Consider the following 16686-nt stretch of genomic DNA (forward strand, 5'->3'; position numbering starts at 1 on the left):
TGCTGACAGGGAATGGCTAAGCCCACATTCTCCACACACCTAACATTGCAGCGAAGGTCCCATTTCGCGATTGCCGCTTGCTAGTTGCCGTGCCGGGACGGCAATTAGTCCCATTCCAAATCCCTCGGCCGCCCTACTTCGTACGCCTTAGACTCGCGCGCTGCATGAGATGCGGCTTGCTCAAGAAGAGGCACGTGGTCCTTCGGGACGACCAGCATTGTCAAACCCAAACCAGCTAGAGCGCGGAGGACATAGTCAAGATGAACGCCCTTTCCGTTCTCTAGCTTCGACAGCATTCCCACAGACACCCCGCACGTCCGCGCGGCCTGATCGATTGGTAGGCCTTGGGCAGCGCGAGTCGCGCGCACCCTATCCCCAAGATGGGAGCAAATCTTGATCGTGGCGCGGGATGGCAACGTTGGATCTGGCAATGGTCGCGGCATGGGCAATACAAAGTCATGAGAGCCGCTGGGAGTAGCGGCCACATCGTTATTTCACGAAGATGAAAGTATATCGGAAACCGGCTTGCTTCTTACCATGTTCAAGGACCACGGCATCAGCGTGGTAGCGACATTACCGCAGCGCACCGGATAGAAGCCTTCCGCAAGATAGAAGCGATAGGTCCAATCGCAGACGGGATCTCGCCGTCCACGTGGACGATGTCGATCGCGGCGTCCGGTAGCAGCGGCCAGTCGCGTGATCGCTTACACCCGATGGCCACCCCTTCAGGTCTCGGTCGGCAAGGCCGGCGCACACAAGGCGCCGATTGGCCAGCAGGCGCCCCATCACTTGGAGGCCGCCGAAATTGTGGCGGTCGAAAGCGACGAACAGGATGGCGGGACAATCGGGATTCATCGAGGCGTAACCGGTGGTCGGCACGCCTTCTTGATAGGTCTCCCGCAGGGCCAGGCCTATCGGAACAGATAGAGCGAAAACTGCCCGCCGTTCATCGGGAAAGCTGCGCCAGCCATTTCATCCAGCGCTTCGCTTGCACCCAACCCACCCATCGATATGCCGCCGGCACAGTCCACGCTCCTCCCGGCGTCAGTGCAGGCAGTGAAAAGCACCAGGGCTGCGAGCCCGGCGCAAACCAGCTTGCTCATGAACTTCTCCTCGCGATTCCGGCAGGCAAGGGGCGTGGGAGTCGCCGGGAATCAGAGCGGCGACTCCCACGATGATTTCAGCAGTCGCAACCGTCGGCGCCCCTCAGGCGGGCCTGATGTTCTGATTCACGCGGAACAGGTTTGCAGGGTCGTACTTGCGCTTGATCTCCGCCAGTCGCGCATAGTTGTCGCGATAGGCAGCTTTCACGTTGTCGTTGCCTTCGTCCATCATCATGTTGATGTAGCCGCCGCCAGCCGAGTGCGGATGCAGCGCCAGCCAGTAGTCCTTGGCCCACTGCACGATGCGGTCGTTGTTGGCCGGGTCGGGATCGACGCCGACAATCACGCTGGCGAAGCTCGCATCGCGATAGCTGAACGCGGTGTCATTGGGGCCCGCGCGATGCGCCGCGCCGTTGATGGGATACAGGTGCATGGTCGAGTGCATGGACGGTAACTGGTGCCCATACTTGATGTGCAGGTCGATGGCCTTGTCGCTTAGGTCGCTCACGAAGTCGGCTTTCCAGTACCACTGCAGGCCAGGCGGATACAGCGCGTCGAACAGGCTCTGCAAGGCCGGCCAAGGAACGGAGCCGACAAAGTCCACCGCTGGCGGCATGGCGTCGCGAATCGGCTTGAAGCGCGCCTCGGCCTGATCGAGTGGGCCGGTGTAGCACCACACCACGGCGCACATCTTCTGCAGGTGGACAGACTCGGGGAACGGCGGCCCGGGCGGCACCGTCACAAAGCCGAACCAGCCATTGATGTCTTGCGGCGCAGTCAGGATGAAATCGCGCCACCACGTCATCAACTCGCGCGCCTGGTCCATCGGCCACAGCATCGGGCCGCCGTAGACCGTGCCGACAGGATGGGCCTTGAACTCGAATGAGGTGACCACGCCGAAGTTGCCGCCACCGCCGCGCAGCGCCCAGAACAGGTCCGCGTTCTCGTCGCTGCTGGCATTGACCAGTCGCCCGTCGGCCAGAACGACCTCGGCGCTGAGCAGGTTATCGATCGTCAGGCCGTAGGCGCGGCTAAGGTAGCCAATGCCCCCGCCAAGCGTCAGCCCACCCACGCCCGTGGTCGAGATGAAACCGCTCGGCGTCGCCAGTCCATAGGCGCTGGCGGCGTGGTCCACATCGCCCCAGGTGCACCCGCCACCAGCCCGGATGGTGCTGCGCTTCGGATCGACAAACACGCCTTTCATCGGCGACAGGTCGACCACCAGTCCGCCGTCACATGTGCCGAGCCCCGCGCCATTGTGCGCACCGCCACGTACGGCCAGCAGCATACCGCTGTCTCGCGCGGCGTTCACCCCCGCAATGACGTCGGCGACATCCGTGCACCGCGCGATCAATGCCGGGCGCTTGTCAATCATGCCGTTGTACACCGCGCGTGCCTGGTCATAGGCAGCATCGCCAGGCTGAATCAATTGCCCCCGAAAATGCGGCTTCAGCGCGGTGGCGACGCTTTCACTCAGAGCACCTTCCATGGTTGCCTCCTGTCCGGTTGGTATGCAGGAGTTCTATCAACCTCGGCGTTTGAAAGGCGTTAGGCGCGCCGTTATATGCGCCAATCTCCGACGCGGCTGGCCCGGCGCGGCCAAACCATGACTAACGCGCCAGTAATGCGCGCGCCCGGACGACGTCGGGCTGGTCGAAGCCCTCGGCGAATCGGGCGAGCGGCGGCTCGACCACCCGGCGCGCGCCGATGCCCTCCCGTGGCTCGCGCAACGCCGCCAGCGACAGCGCAGCGCGCAGCTCGAGAGGGCGAGCCCGTTGGGCGGCAGCGATCTCGATCGCCTTGATCAGCGACGATTCGGCTTCGGCCAGGTTGGCGCTGCGTTGCAGCAGAAGCTCGCCGCGCAGGCGATAGAGCTCCGCGTCCAGCCAGTGCTCGCCAGTGTGCTCCGCATGGAGGAGCGCCTGATCCAGCGCCGCAAGCGCGGCTTCGGTCTCGCCCACGTCACCCAGGCATTCCGCCAGCATGCCGAGATACAGCGGCAGCCGCAGGCGCGCGCCGGTGCCATGAAAGCCCTCGATCGCCGCTCGCATTGCCGCCACGGCGCCGGCGCCGGGCGACTGCTTTGCATTGGCCCAGGCGAGCAGCACGTCAGCCCAGGCAAGGTAGTAGCCGACGTGGTACTGATCGGCGATCGAACGTGCCTGTCGGGCGTAGTGAAGCGTCAGGCCGTGCTGCCGGCGCAGGGCATGCTGCGTTGCAAGATAAGACAGCGCCAGCGCCTGGGAGAACGGGTGTGCCAGCCGGTTTGCCACCTCCAGCGCTTCGCGTCCACGCCGGAGGGCCTGATCGGCGAGCCCCATGAACCAGAATGCATGGGCCGACCACGCCGAGGCCAGCACGCCGAAGTTTCCGCCCATCAACGACACATGCTCGGCGTGCTGGGTTTCGTCATAAGCGCCGATCGCGTGTTGATACGCTGGCTCCGCCGCCGCCCAGTCACCCTGCTGGACCAGGATCCCCATGATGTTGGTCCATGCCATCGACGCGTAGGTACCCGACCCGGACGTGCCTAATCCCGCGATGAGTTCCTCGCTCAGGCTCCGCGCCTGGGCAAACTCCGCACGGACGACGAGAAAGAAGGCAAGGCTGACCTGGGCGCGCGCCTGCTGACCGAAGTCGCCCGTCTGTCTGCTGAGCTCCACGGCGCGCCGCAGTGGCGTGTCGAGCTCCGGTGCCGCCCACCCACGGGAAATGCGAATCGGCGGCGCAAGGTCGAGTTGCAATGCCAGCGACTGCCGGGCGCGCTCTTGCGGATCGACGATCTGATCGGCTTGCGCCAGCCCGCGCCGCAACAGGGCGATGGCATCGTCATAGGCGTACACACTCTGCGCAACGCCGGCCGCGCGCTGATAGAACGCGGCTGAATCGGTTGGCAGGCCCGCCTGTTCGTAGTGCGCGGCAATCTGCGCGCTGGCAGCCTCGAGATCATTGTCTGGCGCCTGTTCAAGTGCGCGTGCCACGCGTTCATGCAGGCGGCGGCGTTGCAGCGGACTGACCTCGGCGTACGCCACGTCCCGGATCTTGTCGTGGCTGAAGTCAAAGGCAATGCCCCCGCCGTCTGGCTGGCGCACGATGCCTCGTTGCCAGAGTTCGTCCAGCGCATTCGTGAGGGCGTCCTCGCGCACGTCGCTCGCCTGGGCCAGCACAGCGGCGGTGAATGCTCGCCCGATGATCGCCGCGACGCCGACGATATTGCGCGCGGCAGGCGACAGTTGCGCAAGACGGCTCGAGATCACCGTGTACACCTTGGGTGGCAACGTCGGGACCGTGCCGAGCGGCGTGCCGCCGCCCGTCGCAGTGTCGGACCGGGCGCGCATCATCTCGACCGTGAACAGGGGATTGCCTTCGCTTTCCTCGAATAGCCGGGTTGCCTCCGCATCGGCCAGCGGCCGATTGATGATCTGCGCCGCGATCTTCGCAGTTTCGGCGGCATCCAGCGCGCCCAGCAACATCTCGGTGAGCTGGTCGTCGCGTCGCAAGGCGTCAAGCAGCCGGCTCACGGCGTGCAAGGGCGTGATGTCTTCATGCCGCGCCGTGGCGACCACGAGGAGCTTCGCGCTCACGTCGAAGCGCATCAGGAAGCGTAGCCATTCCAGCGTCTCCGCGTCGCACCATTGCAAATCGTCGAGCAACAGCAGCAGCGGCCCCTCTCTCGCCAGCACGGCGCGCGCCAGCGCTTCGAAGAACCGCTGGCGCTGCCAGTATTCGGTGAGTGGCGAAGGTGGAGGCAGGCCGGGTTGTTGCGTCAGCAGCTCTGGCAACAGGCGCGCGACTTCGGTCAGCCACAGTCTGTCGAGTCCGCCCATCGCTTCGTGCAAGGCCGCGCTGCGCAGCCAACCGGTGACCGGCGCAAACGCGACCTTCCCCTCGGCCGCGTACGCCCGCGAGTGCGTCGTGGTGAAGCCTTGCCCGGAAAGGTGCACGAGCAATTCCTCCGCCAGGCGCGACTTGCCGATGCCCGCCTCGCCCGAGATCAGGACGAACTGCTTGTCGCCAAGCTGACTACGCTGCCACACTTCGAGAAGCCGCCGCCATTCGTCGTGGCGTCCGATCATTGGCAGCATGGGGTCCCGTGGGCGTCGACGCTGTGTTGGCGCAGCCTGGGCAGCAAGGCGCGCATAGGCCTCGCGCAAGGCTTCACTGGGCACGATGCCCAGCTCGCGCGTGAACGTTTCAACGCAGTTGCGATAGGTGCGCAGCGCGGATGCATGATCGTGATTCAGGGCATGCAGGCGCATCAACGCCATATAGGTGGGCTCGCGCAATGGGTCGAGCCGCTGCAACTGCTGCGAGTGTTTCAACGCCTTTGCGTAGTCGCGTCTGTCCTCGCTCAACTGGCTGAGCCGCACGAGCGCCGCGACGCACGCTTCGCGCAACTGATCTCGCTGCAGGGCGATCCATTCATCGTAACAACTGGCTAGCAGGTCGCCCCGATACAGCCCCACTGCATGCGTCAGGAGCCCTTCCTCGGTGGCCGCGTCGTTGTTGCTTGCGGCCCGCGCCGCGGCGGCCAGGGCCGACTGAAACTGCGCGATATCGAGATCGAACGCGGAATCGGGCAACCATCGCACCATTTGCGCGTCGGCGTGGACGAAACTGGCTGCGTGCGGCCATGACTTGCGTAGATGAAACAGGAGCTGACGCAATGCGTTGCGTGCCTGCGCTTGCGTGGAATCGGGCCAGAACAGGAAGGCGAGTTGCTGGCGCGACTGCGGCACGTCCCGATGCAAAATCAGATAGGCAAGCAGCGCCTGCAAGCGGGGAGAATTCGCGTCAGGCATCGGCGCGTCGGCGCCGTCGAGATGGAACTCGCCGAACAGGCGGACAGAGTAGCGAGCGTCAGGCGCCATGCGGGTCACCGGCGATCTAGGCGACTTCGGCGGGGTCGTGAAGGCCGGCCCACTCGTCCTGGTACGCTGGGCTGCCGATGGCGGTGCGGACGCACTCGACAAACGTGCCTAATCGCGCAGGCACGCATCGGACTTCAGCGTGGACGATGTCGATGGACTCCGGATCTGGAGGCGGTGCGCCATTCCGGCTAGGCGCCAGCCGTCGTGTCGTGCGTCTCAGCAGGGTCTCTCCCAAAGAATTCTTTTCCAGATCGGCCAAGCGCTCGCTGACGACGGATTTGGACAGATGGACGCGGCGCGCGGCCCCGCTGATCGCGCCAGCTTCCACTACGGCGACGAAGCCGGCCACGCCTTCGAGCTTGCGCATTGTTCGGATCATCCGGATGCCAGTTCTGCGTTCTTCAGTCTAGTGCGAACTACGCTCGCCGCCGAGGCTTGTCGCATCGGGACGAAAGCGGAACCGCCCGATGGCTTCGCGGCTTAACAAGTGCGCCAAACGCCTCAATCTCCGCGCGGCATGTGCGCTGCGTCATGGGATCGGCCTCGACGTTTTCGTCGAGATGCCACGCCAGCGCGATATGCGGTCTCAGCAAGAGATGGATGAAGCGCTGAGACCTCAGCAATCGAATCTATTGGCCACCTCGGAACACGCCGCATCGAGCCACTTTGAGATCGTCTTGGCGCTTGTCCTGCGTGACAAAAAAAGCTAGATGAATGTACTGCGGCACCATTCCCCCGCCGGACAAATCCGAGCCTCTATCAACAGTCAGATGGGTTCCTAAGGCTCGACAGCGGCCCAGTTCAAACGTGGCCAGCGACTGTACCCGGCCAGTGGACTAAACCGCATGGCGGGGTTGCCGCTCACTCTCTCGAGCGTTGCATCTCAACAATTCGCTTCCGTATCAGCTCTGCCTGCCTCTCCATCTCCTTGATGATCGAAGTCAGGCGGGAATCTGGCAGACGGTCCGTGATGGTGGCAAGCGCCATCCCTGCTACAACTGTGCCTGCTGCATCGTAGACGGGCACAGCCACCGCACGCGACCCTGGGACTACGCCAACCGGTGCGTAGGCATAGCCTCGCCGGCGGACCTCGTGCGCACGCGACACCAGTTCTTTTGTATCGATCCGTAGCGATGCGAGACGCTGTGCATTGCGCCGGACTATCCGCTCGAGCTCATCGTCCGGCAAAGCGGCGAGCAGCACCAATCCACTCACGCCGACGCCTAGCGGCCGGCGCGCACCGACGTCAATAGACAGCACCTTGACGGGGTAGCTGCCTGGCCAGCGTCCGATGCAAACCGAGTCGTCTCCGTTGGCAACGGTCAGGAATGTCGTATCACCCAATGTCTCGCTCAAGTATTGCATGTAAGGTTCGGCAACGGCGCGAAGCGGAAAGCGCGCCGCCCGTGCGAGACCCAGCAGCGTCACTTCGTTGCCGATCAGGTACCGGCGGGTGCCAGCATCTTGCTCGACCGCACCTTCCTCGACCAGAACGCGGAGGATGCGATGTACGGTCGGGCGGCTCAACCCCGTGCTCCTCACCACGTCGACCAGTCTTACCCCGCGCTCTTGCCCCGTCGCGACGATCCGCAGGACGGCCAGCGCGCGGCGGATGCTCTGGGCGCCGTCCGCACCCTTGCGGCCTTGGTCCGCCAGGGCGGCAGCGTCCTCGGACATCGGGGCCGGCGTCCCCCCGCTGGTATAGTTCGCGGCCTTTTTCACGCGCCTGGCTTCAGCACGGATTTTGCCGTCTGCGCCACCCCGCGCAGCGTGAAGATCTCGCCCAGACTGGCGTAATTGGGCCCGCCAATGCGGCAGACGGGATTGAGTTCCCGTGTGTCCACCTTGCCGTCGCGATACAAGCCGTCGCGAAGATGGTAGGTCAGCACCTCCCCAACGATGAATTCCGCGCCGGTGTCTCCGAACGCGATCACGCGTTCCAGCTTGCATTCCATACTGACCGGGACATCTGCCAGCCGCGGCGTGCGAATCTTGGTTGATGGCAGCGTCGCCAGGCCGAGTTCCTCCACTTCGCTCACTTGCGGCGGGTGCTCGATGCTGCTGAGGTGGATGGCTTCCAGATGCGAGGCATCGCCAATATTGATCACGAACTCGCCGAGTTCATGGATGTTGCTGCCCGTGTCCTTCCGCACGCCGGCCTTGCGCCCGATGTTCACGCCAATCAGCGCAGGCTTGTTCGACACGAAGGTAAAGCAGGAAAACGGCGCGAGATTCACCACCCCTTCGGGCGAGAGCGTCGTGATCCAAGCGATTGGGCGAGGCACCACTACGCCGCTAAGGAGGCGATATGTGGCTTCAGGCGAAAGGCTGTCAGCGAAGATCTGCATGGCATGAGAAGGAATGAGTTGCGATGAAGAAAATTGTGCACGGGTCCGAGACTACCGGCCGCCTGCCTTTTGCCGATGAGTCCACATTATGGAACATAACGCGCATATTGCGTTGCAACATATGGACGCCGGTTTGTAGAGTGACTGTGTCGCCCGCCGGATGCTTTCGCTGCCAGCGCATGAGACGACGCAAGGAGACTTTCGCTATGAAATGGAACTGTACTTTGGGTGCCAGCAGCGCTGTACTTGCAGCGGCCCTAATGTCTATGACATCCCCGGTATTGGCGCAGACGTGGCCCGATAAGCCGGTGCGCCTGGTGGTGCCCTACCCACCGGGCGGCAACGTCGACTCCGCTGCGCGCATCATCGGCGAGCAATTGCAAACGATATTCAAACAGCCCTTTCTGGTCGATAACAAGCCGGGCGCCGGCGGGATGATTGGTGCAGAGGCGGTGGCAAGGGCGAAGTCTGACGGGTACACGCTATTCATGGGCGCCAATGGGCCCATCCTGTTCTCGCCGATCATCTTCAAGAAGGACAGCTACAACTGGAGAAAGGACTTCGAGCCAATCAGTTCGGTGTCATTCACGCCGATCGTGCTGCAGGTCAATGCCTCCACGCAATTCAAGACGGTGGCCGATCTCATCGAGTCAGCGAAAAAGCCTGGCAACACGCTCACCATGGCTTCGCCCGGCCCCGGTACGCAGAACCACTTAGTGAGTGAGTATCTGCAGATCAAGACAGGCGCGCACTGGGTCACTGTTCACTACAAAGGTAACGCCCCTGCCACCACCGACTTGCTCGGCGGTCAGGTTCAGTTCAACTTCGATCAACTGTCTGTTGCGTTGCCCTTCATTCAGCAAGGCCGCACGCGTGCCCTGGCAGTCGGTTCGGCCAAACGCCTGCCACAATTGCCCAATGTGCCCACATTGCAGGAGTCCGGCTTCCCGGACCTCACCGCCGAAACCTTCACCGGCGTTCTCGCGCCTGCGGGCACGCCGAAGGAGATTGTGCGGCGTCTTTCCGAGGCACTGCAGAGAGTTCTTGCCGACAAGTCTGTACAGGCGAAATTTCAGACCCTTGGCGCTGAAGCGCGGGGCAGTACGCCTGAGCAATTCACTCAATTCCTGACCAAGGAGGACAACCGATGGACACCGCTGATCAAGCAGGCCAACATCACGGCCGAGTGAGCGTGGCCGCAGCGCGCGAGCGGAGTGCTCCGCCCAGTCGCACTAGCGTCTACGTCGAAGGTTTCAGCCACAAGAACCCCATTCCGGCGGGCTGTCGCATCGGCCCTCTGCTAATGAGCGGCAGCATCCAGGGCAACGATCCTGCAACCGGGAAGCCAGCGTCCACGATTGAAGCACAGTGCATCTACATGCTGGCCAATGTGAAACGCATTGTTGAGGCCGCCGGTGGAACGACGGACGACATCGTCAAGATCACGGTCTGGATGAAGGATCGTAGCCAGCGGCCCGCCCTCAACACGCCGTGGCTCGACATGTTCCCTGATCCCGGATCGCGACCAGCGCGCCATACCATGCAGGCAGACCTCGACATGGGCAAGCTGGTGGAGTGCGACTTCACCGCCTATATCGCGTGAGCCGCCAGCCGTTCGCGGCGCCAAGCCTTTCGCCTTCCTACTTCCACTAGCCAAGGAATCCCGGTCGTTCCGGGTCAGCCACCATGCCAGAATACTTGCCGTTCGACCCTAATCCGCGCGCCCCGGTACCGCTGCCGCCAACGTTCAGTTGTGACAGTCAGTTCCACGTGTTTGGACCGCGCGACCGGTTTCCGGTGCGGCCCGGCGCAGCCTATGAGATGCCAACCGCTACCTGGGAAGTGGCGCAACGCCTGCATCGCACACTTGGGATCACCCGCGGCGTGATCGTGCAGGCCACCACCTATGGCGCCGATCACGCCGTAGTCCTGGATGCGCTCGCGCATCTCAACGCTGGCGACGGACCGCGCAACTATCTCGCCTGTGCCAATGCCGCTGTGCTTACCGAGTGCGATGATGCCTACCTCGCCAAGCTGCACGAGGCAGGTGTGCGCGGCGCGCGATTCACGCGCGCCGGCCTTGGCATCAGTCTCACTCAGGCCGAGCAGGACCGGGCGTTTGCGCGGATCAAAGAGTTGGGCTGGTATGTCAAGTTGCAGCCTGAGCCCAGTGGCATCGCCGCGCAGCTCAGTGCGTTCGAGAAGCTTGACGCGCCGATCCTGCTGGACCACATGGGCCGCGCTGATCCAAGCAAAGGCGATGCCGATCCCAGCCTCGCAAAGATGCTGGAGCTGCTCAAGCGCGGAAACTATTGGGTCATGCTGTCCCTGAGCGAAAAGATCTCTTTGGCCGGTGCGCCGTGGGACGATGTGGTGCCGCTTGCGCGGCGCCTGATTGATGCTGCGCCGGACCGTTGCGTCTGGGGCAGCGACTGGCCCCATCCGGTCTCGGTCAAGCAACCACCGAACGAGGGTGCGTTGCTCGAGCTACTTTATCGATTTGCGCCCGACCCGTCCGTACTGAAAAAAATCCTGGTCGACAACCCGGCGAACTTCTTCGGATTCAACGCATGAAACTCGTAACCTATCGCTCCGGCGAAACCGTCTCTTGGGGCGTGGCCATCGGCAACGACGTCCCCTCGGGCATCGTCGATCTCGGTCGGCGCCTGCCTGACATCGCCTCTGTGAAAGCCTTGCTGGAGGGCGGCGAATCCGCGCTGGCCCGTGCCCGCGCGGCCCTGACTGGTGCAGAGGCGGACCATTCGCTGTCCACCGCGCAGCTTCTCCCTCCGATTGCCGTGCCAGAGAAGATCTTCTGTATCGGCGTGAACTATGCGCATCGCAATGCGGAATACAAGGACAACAGCCAACTGCCAAAGTACCCGAGCGTGTTCATGCGTACGCCCGCCTCCCTTGTCGGCCATGGTCAGGCATTGTTGCGTCCGCCCGAGTCGCTACAGCTCGACTATGAAGGTGAGATTGGCATAGTTATCGGCCGCCAGGGTCGCCGCATTGCGAGGGAGCAGGCCGCCGTCCATATCGCAGGGCTGACCTGCATCAACGAAGGCACCATTCGCGACTGGCTTCATCACGGAAAATTCAACGTCACGCAGGGGAAGAATTTCGACGCCTCCGGGGCAATCGGCCCTTGGCTGGTCACATCAGACGAGTTCGAGAGCTACAACGATGTTCGAGTCACGACGCGTGTCAACGGCGAGGTTCGCCAGGACGACAGTACGGCGAATCTGATGTTTCCATTCGACTACCTGGTGTCATATCTGTCGCAGTTCGCCACGCTCAATCCCGGCGACGTGATCGCCACCGGTACGCCAATTGGTGCAGGTATCCGCTTCGACCCTCCGCGCTTCCTGACGCCAGGTGATGTCGTGGAGGTCGAGGTACAGGGTGTGGGCATCCTGTCAAATACCGTTCGCGCGGAGGAAGCCTAAGCATGACCCCGGATCAATTGAAGGAAGCCGCGCTGCGCCTGGAGCAGGCCGAGAGGACACGCACTCCGTGTCGGCAGTTCTCGCTTGACTATCCGGAAATGCGGATTGACGATGCCTATGCGATCCAGCACGCCTGGATTGCGCTCAAGCAGGAGAATGGCCGTACCATCAAGGGCCACAAGATAGGCCTGACTTCCAAGGCCATGCAGCGGGCAGTGAATATCGGCGAGCCAGATTTCGGCGTGCTCCTTGACGATATGTTCTATCGCGATGGCACAACCATTCCAACCGATCGCTTCATGCAACTCCGAATCGAGGCGGAGCTGGCCTTCGTTCTCGACAAGCCACTATCCGGCCCAGAGTGCACGTTGTTCGACGTCCTGGACGCCACGGGCTATATCACGCCGGCGCTGGAGGTCCTGGATGCACGAATCCAGCGGATCGACCCGGATAGCGGACGCACACGCACCGTGCTCGACACGATATCGGACAACGCCGCCAATGCTGCGCTAGTACTAGGAGGGCGGCCTTTCCGTCCCAGATTAGTGGATACCGACCTTCGCCGCATCGGGGCCATCGTCAGCAAGAATGGCGAGGTCGAGGAGACCGGCCTGGCGGCCGGCGTACTTAACCATCCCGCCTATGGCGTGGTATGGCTTGCCAATCGGCTGCATCGGTACGGTGTCACCCTGCAGGCAGGAGAGGTCATTCTGGCCGGTTCGTTCATTCGCCCGTTGGACGTGGCGAAAGGCGACACCGTGATTGCAGACTATGGCGACTTCGGGACCGTCTCCTGCCATTTCGGTTGACCCCCGGACGTCGGGAGAATAGAAACAAGGAGCAAAGACATGGCTGTCGCTGTCAATCGTTTCAAGCGAGGCTTGCTCGAGAGCCGGCCGCAGATCGGTATCTGGTCCGCGCTAGCCAGCCACTACACCGCGGAAATCATGGCAGGCGCCGGCTTCGATTGGATCATGCTCGACACCGAACATGCGCCTAACGAAGTCTCCATGGTTCTCCAGCAGCTTCAAGCAGTTGCCGCCGACCCGGATCGCATGACATCGGCGGTGGTCCGGCCCGCGTGGAATGACAAGGTCCTTATCAAGCGATTCCTGGATATCGGCGCCCAGACGCTGCTGCTGCCCTATGTCCAGACCGAAGCCGAGGCCATCGCCGCGGTAGCCGCACTGCGATACCCGCCTTTCGGCGTTCGCGGCGTGGGCGGCGCTACGGTACGCGCGACACGCTTCGGCCGCACCACAGACTATATGCAGCGGTGCAATGACGAGTTGTGTCTGCTCGTGCAGGTCGAAACCGGCGAAAGCCCTGGAGAACCTGGAAGCGATTGCCAGCATCGAAGGCGTGGATGGCGTATTCATCGGGCCGGCCGACCTGGCCGCCAGCCTGGGCTACCCTGGCAATCCGACGCACCCCGCCGTGCGCGCCGCAATCGATAGCGCAATCCGGCGCATCAAGGCCTGTGGCAAGGCGCCAGGGATTCTGATGGTAGACGAGAACCGCGCGCACGAGTGCTTGGCGCTCGGCGCAATGTTTGTCGCCGTAGCCGTGGATATGATGATTCTCTCGCGTGGCGCCGATGCAGTAGCCGCACGCTTCAAGAGCAGCCTCAACGGAGTGGTGAACTGATGTCTCTTCTCGCGCTTAGGTTGGGGGGGCAACCCCCAACCGGCTGACGAGCGCGAAACACGTCTGCCAGAAGTTGGGGTGTTGGGCCGATGCAGCAAATAAGCGTCCTGCCTCGGCCTGCCGAACGGCCGGTATGCGGCAACGAGCGGTCATCCGAGCCCAGGGCAGCGACCGTTTCTCCCTCGGCCAAAGCCGTCGGCGGGTAGTTGGCCTTCTGAGCTCATCAAGAGTGTCCGCTTTGAAGAACGCCGAACTGCCGCTCTCGACCCAACTCGGTCACTAGATTTTCCGCCATCTCAACGACTGCTTTCACGGTCGAACGGTCCTTTCGTGGCGGGGACGCTTTGGGGCGCCGGGACAGGGATCGTGGAAGCGTTGCCCCGCCAGAGCGTCGGCACGCCCAATGCGCTCGAAGGTGCGCCGCTCCTGGTGTGCTCGCCCTCGGCCGAGTACATCACGGGGTCGACGCTCACTGTCGACGATGGCCAGGCGTTTGGGGGTGACCTGACCGATATGTGACATTGTGCTGAGTGGCGACCCATCTGAGTAGCCGGCCCTCTTCAAGACTCTGTCATCTATCCGCCTGCTCTGCACTCGCATCCCGGGTCCGCCACCGCGAAACACTGCACCCGAACTGGCCGGCGAACCACTGCGAGAACGCGCTCAGCGAGCCAAAGCCAAGCAGAACGGCCACTTCTGACAGGGGACGTTCGCGATTCTCGATATATCGCCCGGCGAGATCCTTCCGGATCGCGTTCAGCAGCCCGGAGTAGCTATCGCCCTGGCTCGCGAGGCGGCGCTGCACCGTCCTCGCATCCACGCCGAGGTGCTCCGCCACCCGGCCGATCGTGCATGCGCCCGACGGCAACAAGGCGATGACCAGCCGTCGCACCTTGTCCGCCATGCTGTCCTCGGACCGGGCCAGCATCGCGTCGAGATACTGCCGCACCTGACGGGCGATGGCCGGATCGTAGGAGGGCAGCGGGGCGTCGAGGTCGGACGCGTTGCAGATGATGCCGTCGAACTCCTGGTTAAACAGCACCGGCATCTTGAAGACGCGCAGGTGCGTCGCGGTACTGGCTGGTGCGGAATGGGTGAAACAGATGTTGCGAGGCTTCCACCTGGGACCGAGGAACAGCGTGAGCACGCGATACAGGACACCGACCACCAACTCCGAGGACTGTCTCAGCGAGCCGGGGAGCCCGGCCAGTGCTTCCTGCCGGATGGTCACCAGGCCGTCCGCCCCGTCGATACGCATGGCAAGGGCCTCGTTCTGCAGGCGCAGGTACCGGACCATGGATTCCAGCGCACGTCGCAGCGTCGGCTCCTCCCGCATGACGAACGCCAAGGGGCCGAGATTGGCGAGTTCCCGCGTCTCGGCCATGCGCAGGCCGAAATCCTCCACGCCTGCCGCCTGCGCTGACACGTCGAGCAAGCGAGACACGGCCGCCGCGGAAATCCGGATATCGGGATCGACCAACGCAGTCAGGCTGATGCGGGCGGCCCGCAGGAACGCGAACGGCTCTAGGCCCAGCGAGCGGGCTACATCGACGTAATTGGTGAGGCTGGCGCTTCGTAGCTGGTAGGGCATGGCGTTTTCCCTGAGTGTCGTAAATTATAAAATTTATGTCGTAGTTAATCAAATCGACGCTGACCGATGGCCGATACTCTTCAACGTGGGCGCCACCGTGCGCCATGCGCCTGAAGTCAACCTAATCCGTGGAGGGAAACGAACATGAGCAGCCTGAGCCGCCCTAGTGCCACACCCCTGTGTGATCAATTGCGGGCAACCGGGAACTGGAATTCCGCCTGGGACGCCATCGCCGAGCTGGATCCGGCATGGATCGAGAAATTCATGGCGATGGGCATGCACCCGGTCCTCTCCGGCGTGCTCGATGCCAAGGTCTACGAATTCATCGCCATCGCGGTCGATGCATCGTGCACCCATATGTACGCACCGGGCACGCGCCGCCACATTCGCAAGGCGCTCGAACTGGGCGCCACGAAGGAAGAGATCGCCGCGGTGCTGCAGGCCGTCAGCGTGCTCGGCATCCACACCAGCAGTCTGGGCGCGCCAATCCTGCTGGAAGAACTCGCGGCACTTCAACAGCAACAGGCGTCGGCTGAGCGCGCGGCCGCCTGACCAAGATTCGCGTCACACACCTTCAATCAAGAGAGACAGAGATGCATTTTCTAGACGATTCCCTCCTGCCCGAGAACCAGGAAAAGCTGGTCATCCAGGTCGCCCCCTACGGGCCGCAATGGGTGCCCGGCGATTCGGACGACATTCCGGTGACCATGGAAGAGCAGGTCCAGAAGGCGGTCGATTGCTACAACGCGGGCGCCACCGTGCTCCATGTCCATGTGCGCGAGGCCGACGGCAAGGGCAGCAAGCGCCTGTCCATGTTTAACGAGATGCTGGCCCGCCTGCGCGAAGCCGTGCCCAAGATGGTGCTGCAAGTGGGTGGCTCCATCTCCTTCGCGCCCGAAGCCGAAGGCGCCGCCGCCAAGTGGCTCAGCGACGACACGCGCCACATGCTGGCCGAGCTGACCCCGCGCCCCGACCAGGTAACGGTGGCCATCAACACCAGCCAGATGAACGTCATGGAGCTGATGACGCAGGCCGACTACAAGGGCACCTCGTTCGAAGACCCGGTGTTGCAGGCCACCTACCGCGACATGATCGTGCCCTCCAATCCCTCGTGGCATGAGGAGCACATCCGTCGCTTGGTGGCCAGCGGCATCCAGCCGCACTTCATGCTCACCGGCACGACGGGGCTGGACACGGTGGATCGCTTGATCCGGCGCGGCGTCTATTGCGGGCCGCTGGTCCTGAACTACGTGGCCATCGGTGGCGGGGCCGCGGGCCTGCATCCGGGCGACATGCTGGAGTTCGTGCGCCGTACGCCTGACGGCGCCGTGCTAACCCTCGAGACGCTCAACCGCAACGTGGTCCCCATGACCACCATGGCGATCGCGCTGGGGCTGCATGTGCGCGTGGGCATCGAAGACACGTTGTTCGGCCCGGACGGCCAGCGCGCCACCTCGGTGCAGCAGATCGAGAAGATGGTGCGCATCGCGCGCGAACTCAATCGCGAGGTGGCCACTGGCGAGGACGCGCACCGCATCTACCAGACCGGCACCTACTGGAACAGCGCCGACGAAACCCTGGCCCGCCTGGGCATGGTGCCCAACCGCCAGCCCACGCAACGCGGCGTGCCGCTGCGTCCGGCCGCCTGAGCTTGCCCCCCTCTCCTTCTTGGAGAGG

16 protein-coding genes and 2 pseudogenes are annotated in these 16686 nt (G+C 63.2%); 10 read left to right on the top strand and 8 right to left on the bottom strand.

What is annotated here, in order from left to right; all coding sequences use genetic code 11:
* Window positions 1–104: 104 nt before the first annotated feature.
* The 5 genes and pseudogenes from ACX12D_RS34365 to ACX12D_RS34385 form a co-directional block, all read right to left on the bottom strand.
* Window positions 105–443, bottom strand: coding sequence for a helix-turn-helix domain-containing protein (locus ACX12D_RS34365; RefSeq protein WP_441633033.1), 339 nt, complete (start codon window positions 441–443; stop codon window positions 105–107).
* A 468-nt stretch (window positions 444–911) separates the two neighbouring features.
* Complete coding sequence (locus ACX12D_RS34370) at window positions 912–1103, bottom strand: hypothetical protein (RefSeq protein ID WP_459377121.1); 192 nt, start codon at window positions 1101–1103, stop codon at window positions 912–914.
* A 103-nt stretch (window positions 1104–1206) separates the two neighbouring features.
* Window positions 1207–2592: an FAD-binding oxidoreductase gene (locus ACX12D_RS34375; protein WP_459377122.1), complete on the bottom strand. Its 1386-nt coding sequence runs from the start codon at window positions 2590–2592 to the stop codon at window positions 1207–1209.
* A gap of 121 nt (window positions 2593–2713) precedes the next feature.
* Window positions 2714–5974 (bottom strand): ATP-binding protein, encoded by a 3261-nt coding sequence (locus ACX12D_RS34380; protein WP_459377123.1) that lies wholly within the window; start codon window positions 5972–5974, stop codon window positions 2714–2716.
* 175 nt (window positions 5975–6149) lie between these two features.
* A pseudogene (locus ACX12D_RS34385) lies at window positions 6150–6341 on the bottom strand (helix-turn-helix domain-containing protein); the annotation flags it as partial.
* A gap of 100 nt (window positions 6342–6441) precedes the next feature.
* Between ACX12D_RS34385 and ACX12D_RS34390 the strand changes: the two are divergent.
* The gene (locus ACX12D_RS34390; protein ID WP_459377124.1) at window positions 6442–6684 is read left to right on the top strand and encodes a hypothetical protein; all 243 of its coding nucleotides are present in this window, start codon (window positions 6442–6444) and stop codon (window positions 6682–6684) included.
* Between the two features lie 151 nt (window positions 6685–6835).
* Here ACX12D_RS34390 and ACX12D_RS34395 read toward each other — a convergent pair whose 3' ends face one another.
* Together ACX12D_RS34395 and ACX12D_RS34400 are read right to left on the bottom strand one after the other, a co-directional pair.
* Window positions 6836–7651, bottom strand: a complete 816-nt coding sequence (locus ACX12D_RS34395; RefSeq protein ID WP_459377403.1) for an IclR family transcriptional regulator — start codon at window positions 7649–7651, stop codon at window positions 6836–6838.
* A 41-nt stretch (window positions 7652–7692) separates the two neighbouring features.
* The gene (locus ACX12D_RS34400) at window positions 7693–8322 is read right to left on the bottom strand and encodes a flavin reductase family protein (RefSeq protein ID WP_441633047.1); all 630 of its coding nucleotides are present in this window, start codon (window positions 8320–8322) and stop codon (window positions 7693–7695) included.
* Window positions 8323–8528: 206 nt separating this feature from the next.
* On the opposite strand from ACX12D_RS34400, the gene ACX12D_RS34405 reads away from it, so the two are divergent.
* The 7 genes and pseudogenes from ACX12D_RS34405 (at window position 8529) to ACX12D_RS34435 (ending at window position 13937) form a co-directional block, all read left to right on the top strand.
* Complete coding sequence (locus tag ACX12D_RS34405; RefSeq protein ID WP_459377125.1) at window positions 8529–9512, top strand: Bug family tripartite tricarboxylate transporter substrate binding protein; 984 nt, start codon at window positions 8529–8531, stop codon at window positions 9510–9512.
* Window positions 9470–9925, top strand: a complete 456-nt coding sequence (locus ACX12D_RS34410) for a RidA family protein (RefSeq protein WP_459377126.1) — start codon at window positions 9470–9472, stop codon at window positions 9923–9925. The genes ACX12D_RS34405 and ACX12D_RS34410 overlap by 43 nt, the downstream gene beginning before the upstream one ends.
* An 83-nt stretch (window positions 9926–10008) precedes the next feature.
* On the top strand, window positions 10009–10896 hold the full coding sequence (locus ACX12D_RS34415; RefSeq protein WP_459377127.1) for an amidohydrolase family protein: 888 nt from the start codon (window positions 10009–10011) through the stop codon (window positions 10894–10896).
* A complete protein-coding gene (locus tag ACX12D_RS34420; RefSeq protein WP_459377128.1) occupies window positions 10893–11771 on the top strand; it encodes a fumarylacetoacetate hydrolase family protein in 879 nt (292 codons plus the stop codon). Before ACX12D_RS34415 ends, ACX12D_RS34420 begins: the two co-directional genes overlap by 4 nt.
* A 2-nt stretch (window positions 11772–11773) precedes the next feature.
* A complete protein-coding gene (hpaH, locus tag ACX12D_RS34425) occupies window positions 11774–12580 on the top strand; it encodes a 2-oxo-hept-4-ene-1,7-dioate hydratase (RefSeq protein ID WP_459377129.1) in 807 nt (268 codons plus the stop codon).
* Window positions 12581–12619: 39 nt separating this feature from the next.
* Window positions 12620–13418, top strand: a pseudogene (locus tag ACX12D_RS34430) (aldolase/citrate lyase family protein).
* Between the two features lie 366 nt (window positions 13419–13784).
* Complete coding sequence (locus ACX12D_RS34435; RefSeq protein WP_459377130.1) at window positions 13785–13937, top strand: hypothetical protein; 153 nt, start codon at window positions 13785–13787, stop codon at window positions 13935–13937.
* A 52-nt stretch (window positions 13938–13989) separates the two neighbouring features.
* Here ACX12D_RS34435 and ACX12D_RS34440 read toward each other — a convergent pair whose 3' ends face one another.
* Window positions 13990–15009 (bottom strand): AraC family transcriptional regulator, encoded by a 1020-nt coding sequence (locus tag ACX12D_RS34440; protein WP_459377131.1) that lies wholly within the window; start codon window positions 15007–15009, stop codon window positions 13990–13992.
* A gap of 144 nt (window positions 15010–15153) precedes the next feature.
* Between ACX12D_RS34440 and ACX12D_RS34445 the strand changes: the two genes are divergently transcribed.
* Window positions 15154–15561 carry a carboxymuconolactone decarboxylase family protein gene (locus tag ACX12D_RS34445; protein WP_459377132.1) on the top strand — a complete coding sequence of 136 codons (408 nt, stop codon included), beginning with the start codon at window positions 15154–15156 and terminating at the stop codon, window positions 15559–15561.
* Window positions 15562–15602: 41 nt separating this feature from the next.
* Window positions 15603–16658 (top strand): beta-keto acid cleavage family enzyme, encoded by a 1056-nt coding sequence (locus ACX12D_RS34450; protein ID WP_459377133.1) that lies wholly within the window; start codon window positions 15603–15605, stop codon window positions 16656–16658.
* Window positions 16659–16686: the final 28 nt, after the last annotated feature.

Source organism: Cupriavidus sp. PET2-C1, from assembly GCF_054515855.1.

What these genes read in the sequence shown, in the direction of transcription:
- ACX12D_RS34395 (WP_459377403.1), bottom strand. Translation starts at nt 7,651, where the DNA reads ATGTCCGAGGACGCTGCCGCCCTGGCGGACCAAGGCCGCAAGGGTGCG.
- ACX12D_RS34365 (WP_441633033.1), bottom strand. Translation starts at nt 443, where the DNA reads ATGCCGCGACCATTGCCAGATCCAACGTTGCCATCCCGCGCCACGATC.
- ACX12D_RS34420 (WP_459377128.1), top strand. Translation starts at nt 10,893, where the DNA reads ATGAAACTCGTAACCTATCGCTCCGGCGAAACCGTCTCTTGGGGCGTG.
- ACX12D_RS34375 (WP_459377122.1), bottom strand. Translation starts at nt 2,592, where the DNA reads ATGGAAGGTGCTCTGAGTGAAAGCGTCGCCACCGCGCTGAAGCCGCAT.
- ACX12D_RS34440 (WP_459377131.1), bottom strand. Translation starts at nt 15,009, where the DNA reads ATGCCCTACCAGCTACGAAGCGCCAGCCTCACCAATTACGTCGATGTA.
- ACX12D_RS34445 (WP_459377132.1), top strand. Translation starts at nt 15,154, where the DNA reads ATGAGCAGCCTGAGCCGCCCTAGTGCCACACCCCTGTGTGATCAATTG.
- ACX12D_RS34380 (WP_459377123.1), bottom strand. Translation starts at nt 5,974, where the DNA reads ATGGCGCCTGACGCTCGCTACTCTGTCCGCCTGTTCGGCGAGTTCCAT.
- ACX12D_RS34450 (WP_459377133.1), top strand. Translation starts at nt 15,603, where the DNA reads ATGCATTTTCTAGACGATTCCCTCCTGCCCGAGAACCAGGAAAAGCTG.
- ACX12D_RS34415 (WP_459377127.1), top strand. Translation starts at nt 10,009, where the DNA reads ATGCCAGAATACTTGCCGTTCGACCCTAATCCGCGCGCCCCGGTACCG.
- ACX12D_RS34410 (WP_459377126.1), top strand. Translation starts at nt 9,470, where the DNA reads ATGGACACCGCTGATCAAGCAGGCCAACATCACGGCCGAGTGAGCGTG.
- ACX12D_RS34405 (WP_459377125.1), top strand. Translation starts at nt 8,529, where the DNA reads ATGAAATGGAACTGTACTTTGGGTGCCAGCAGCGCTGTACTTGCAGCG.
- ACX12D_RS34370 (WP_459377121.1), bottom strand. Translation starts at nt 1,103, where the DNA reads ATGAGCAAGCTGGTTTGCGCCGGGCTCGCAGCCCTGGTGCTTTTCACT.
- ACX12D_RS34390 (WP_459377124.1), top strand. Translation starts at nt 6,442, where the DNA reads ATGGCTTCGCGGCTTAACAAGTGCGCCAAACGCCTCAATCTCCGCGCG.
- hpaH (WP_459377129.1), top strand. Translation starts at nt 11,774, where the DNA reads ATGACCCCGGATCAATTGAAGGAAGCCGCGCTGCGCCTGGAGCAGGCC.
- ACX12D_RS34400 (WP_441633047.1), bottom strand. Translation starts at nt 8,322, where the DNA reads ATGCAGATCTTCGCTGACAGCCTTTCGCCTGAAGCCACATATCGCCTC.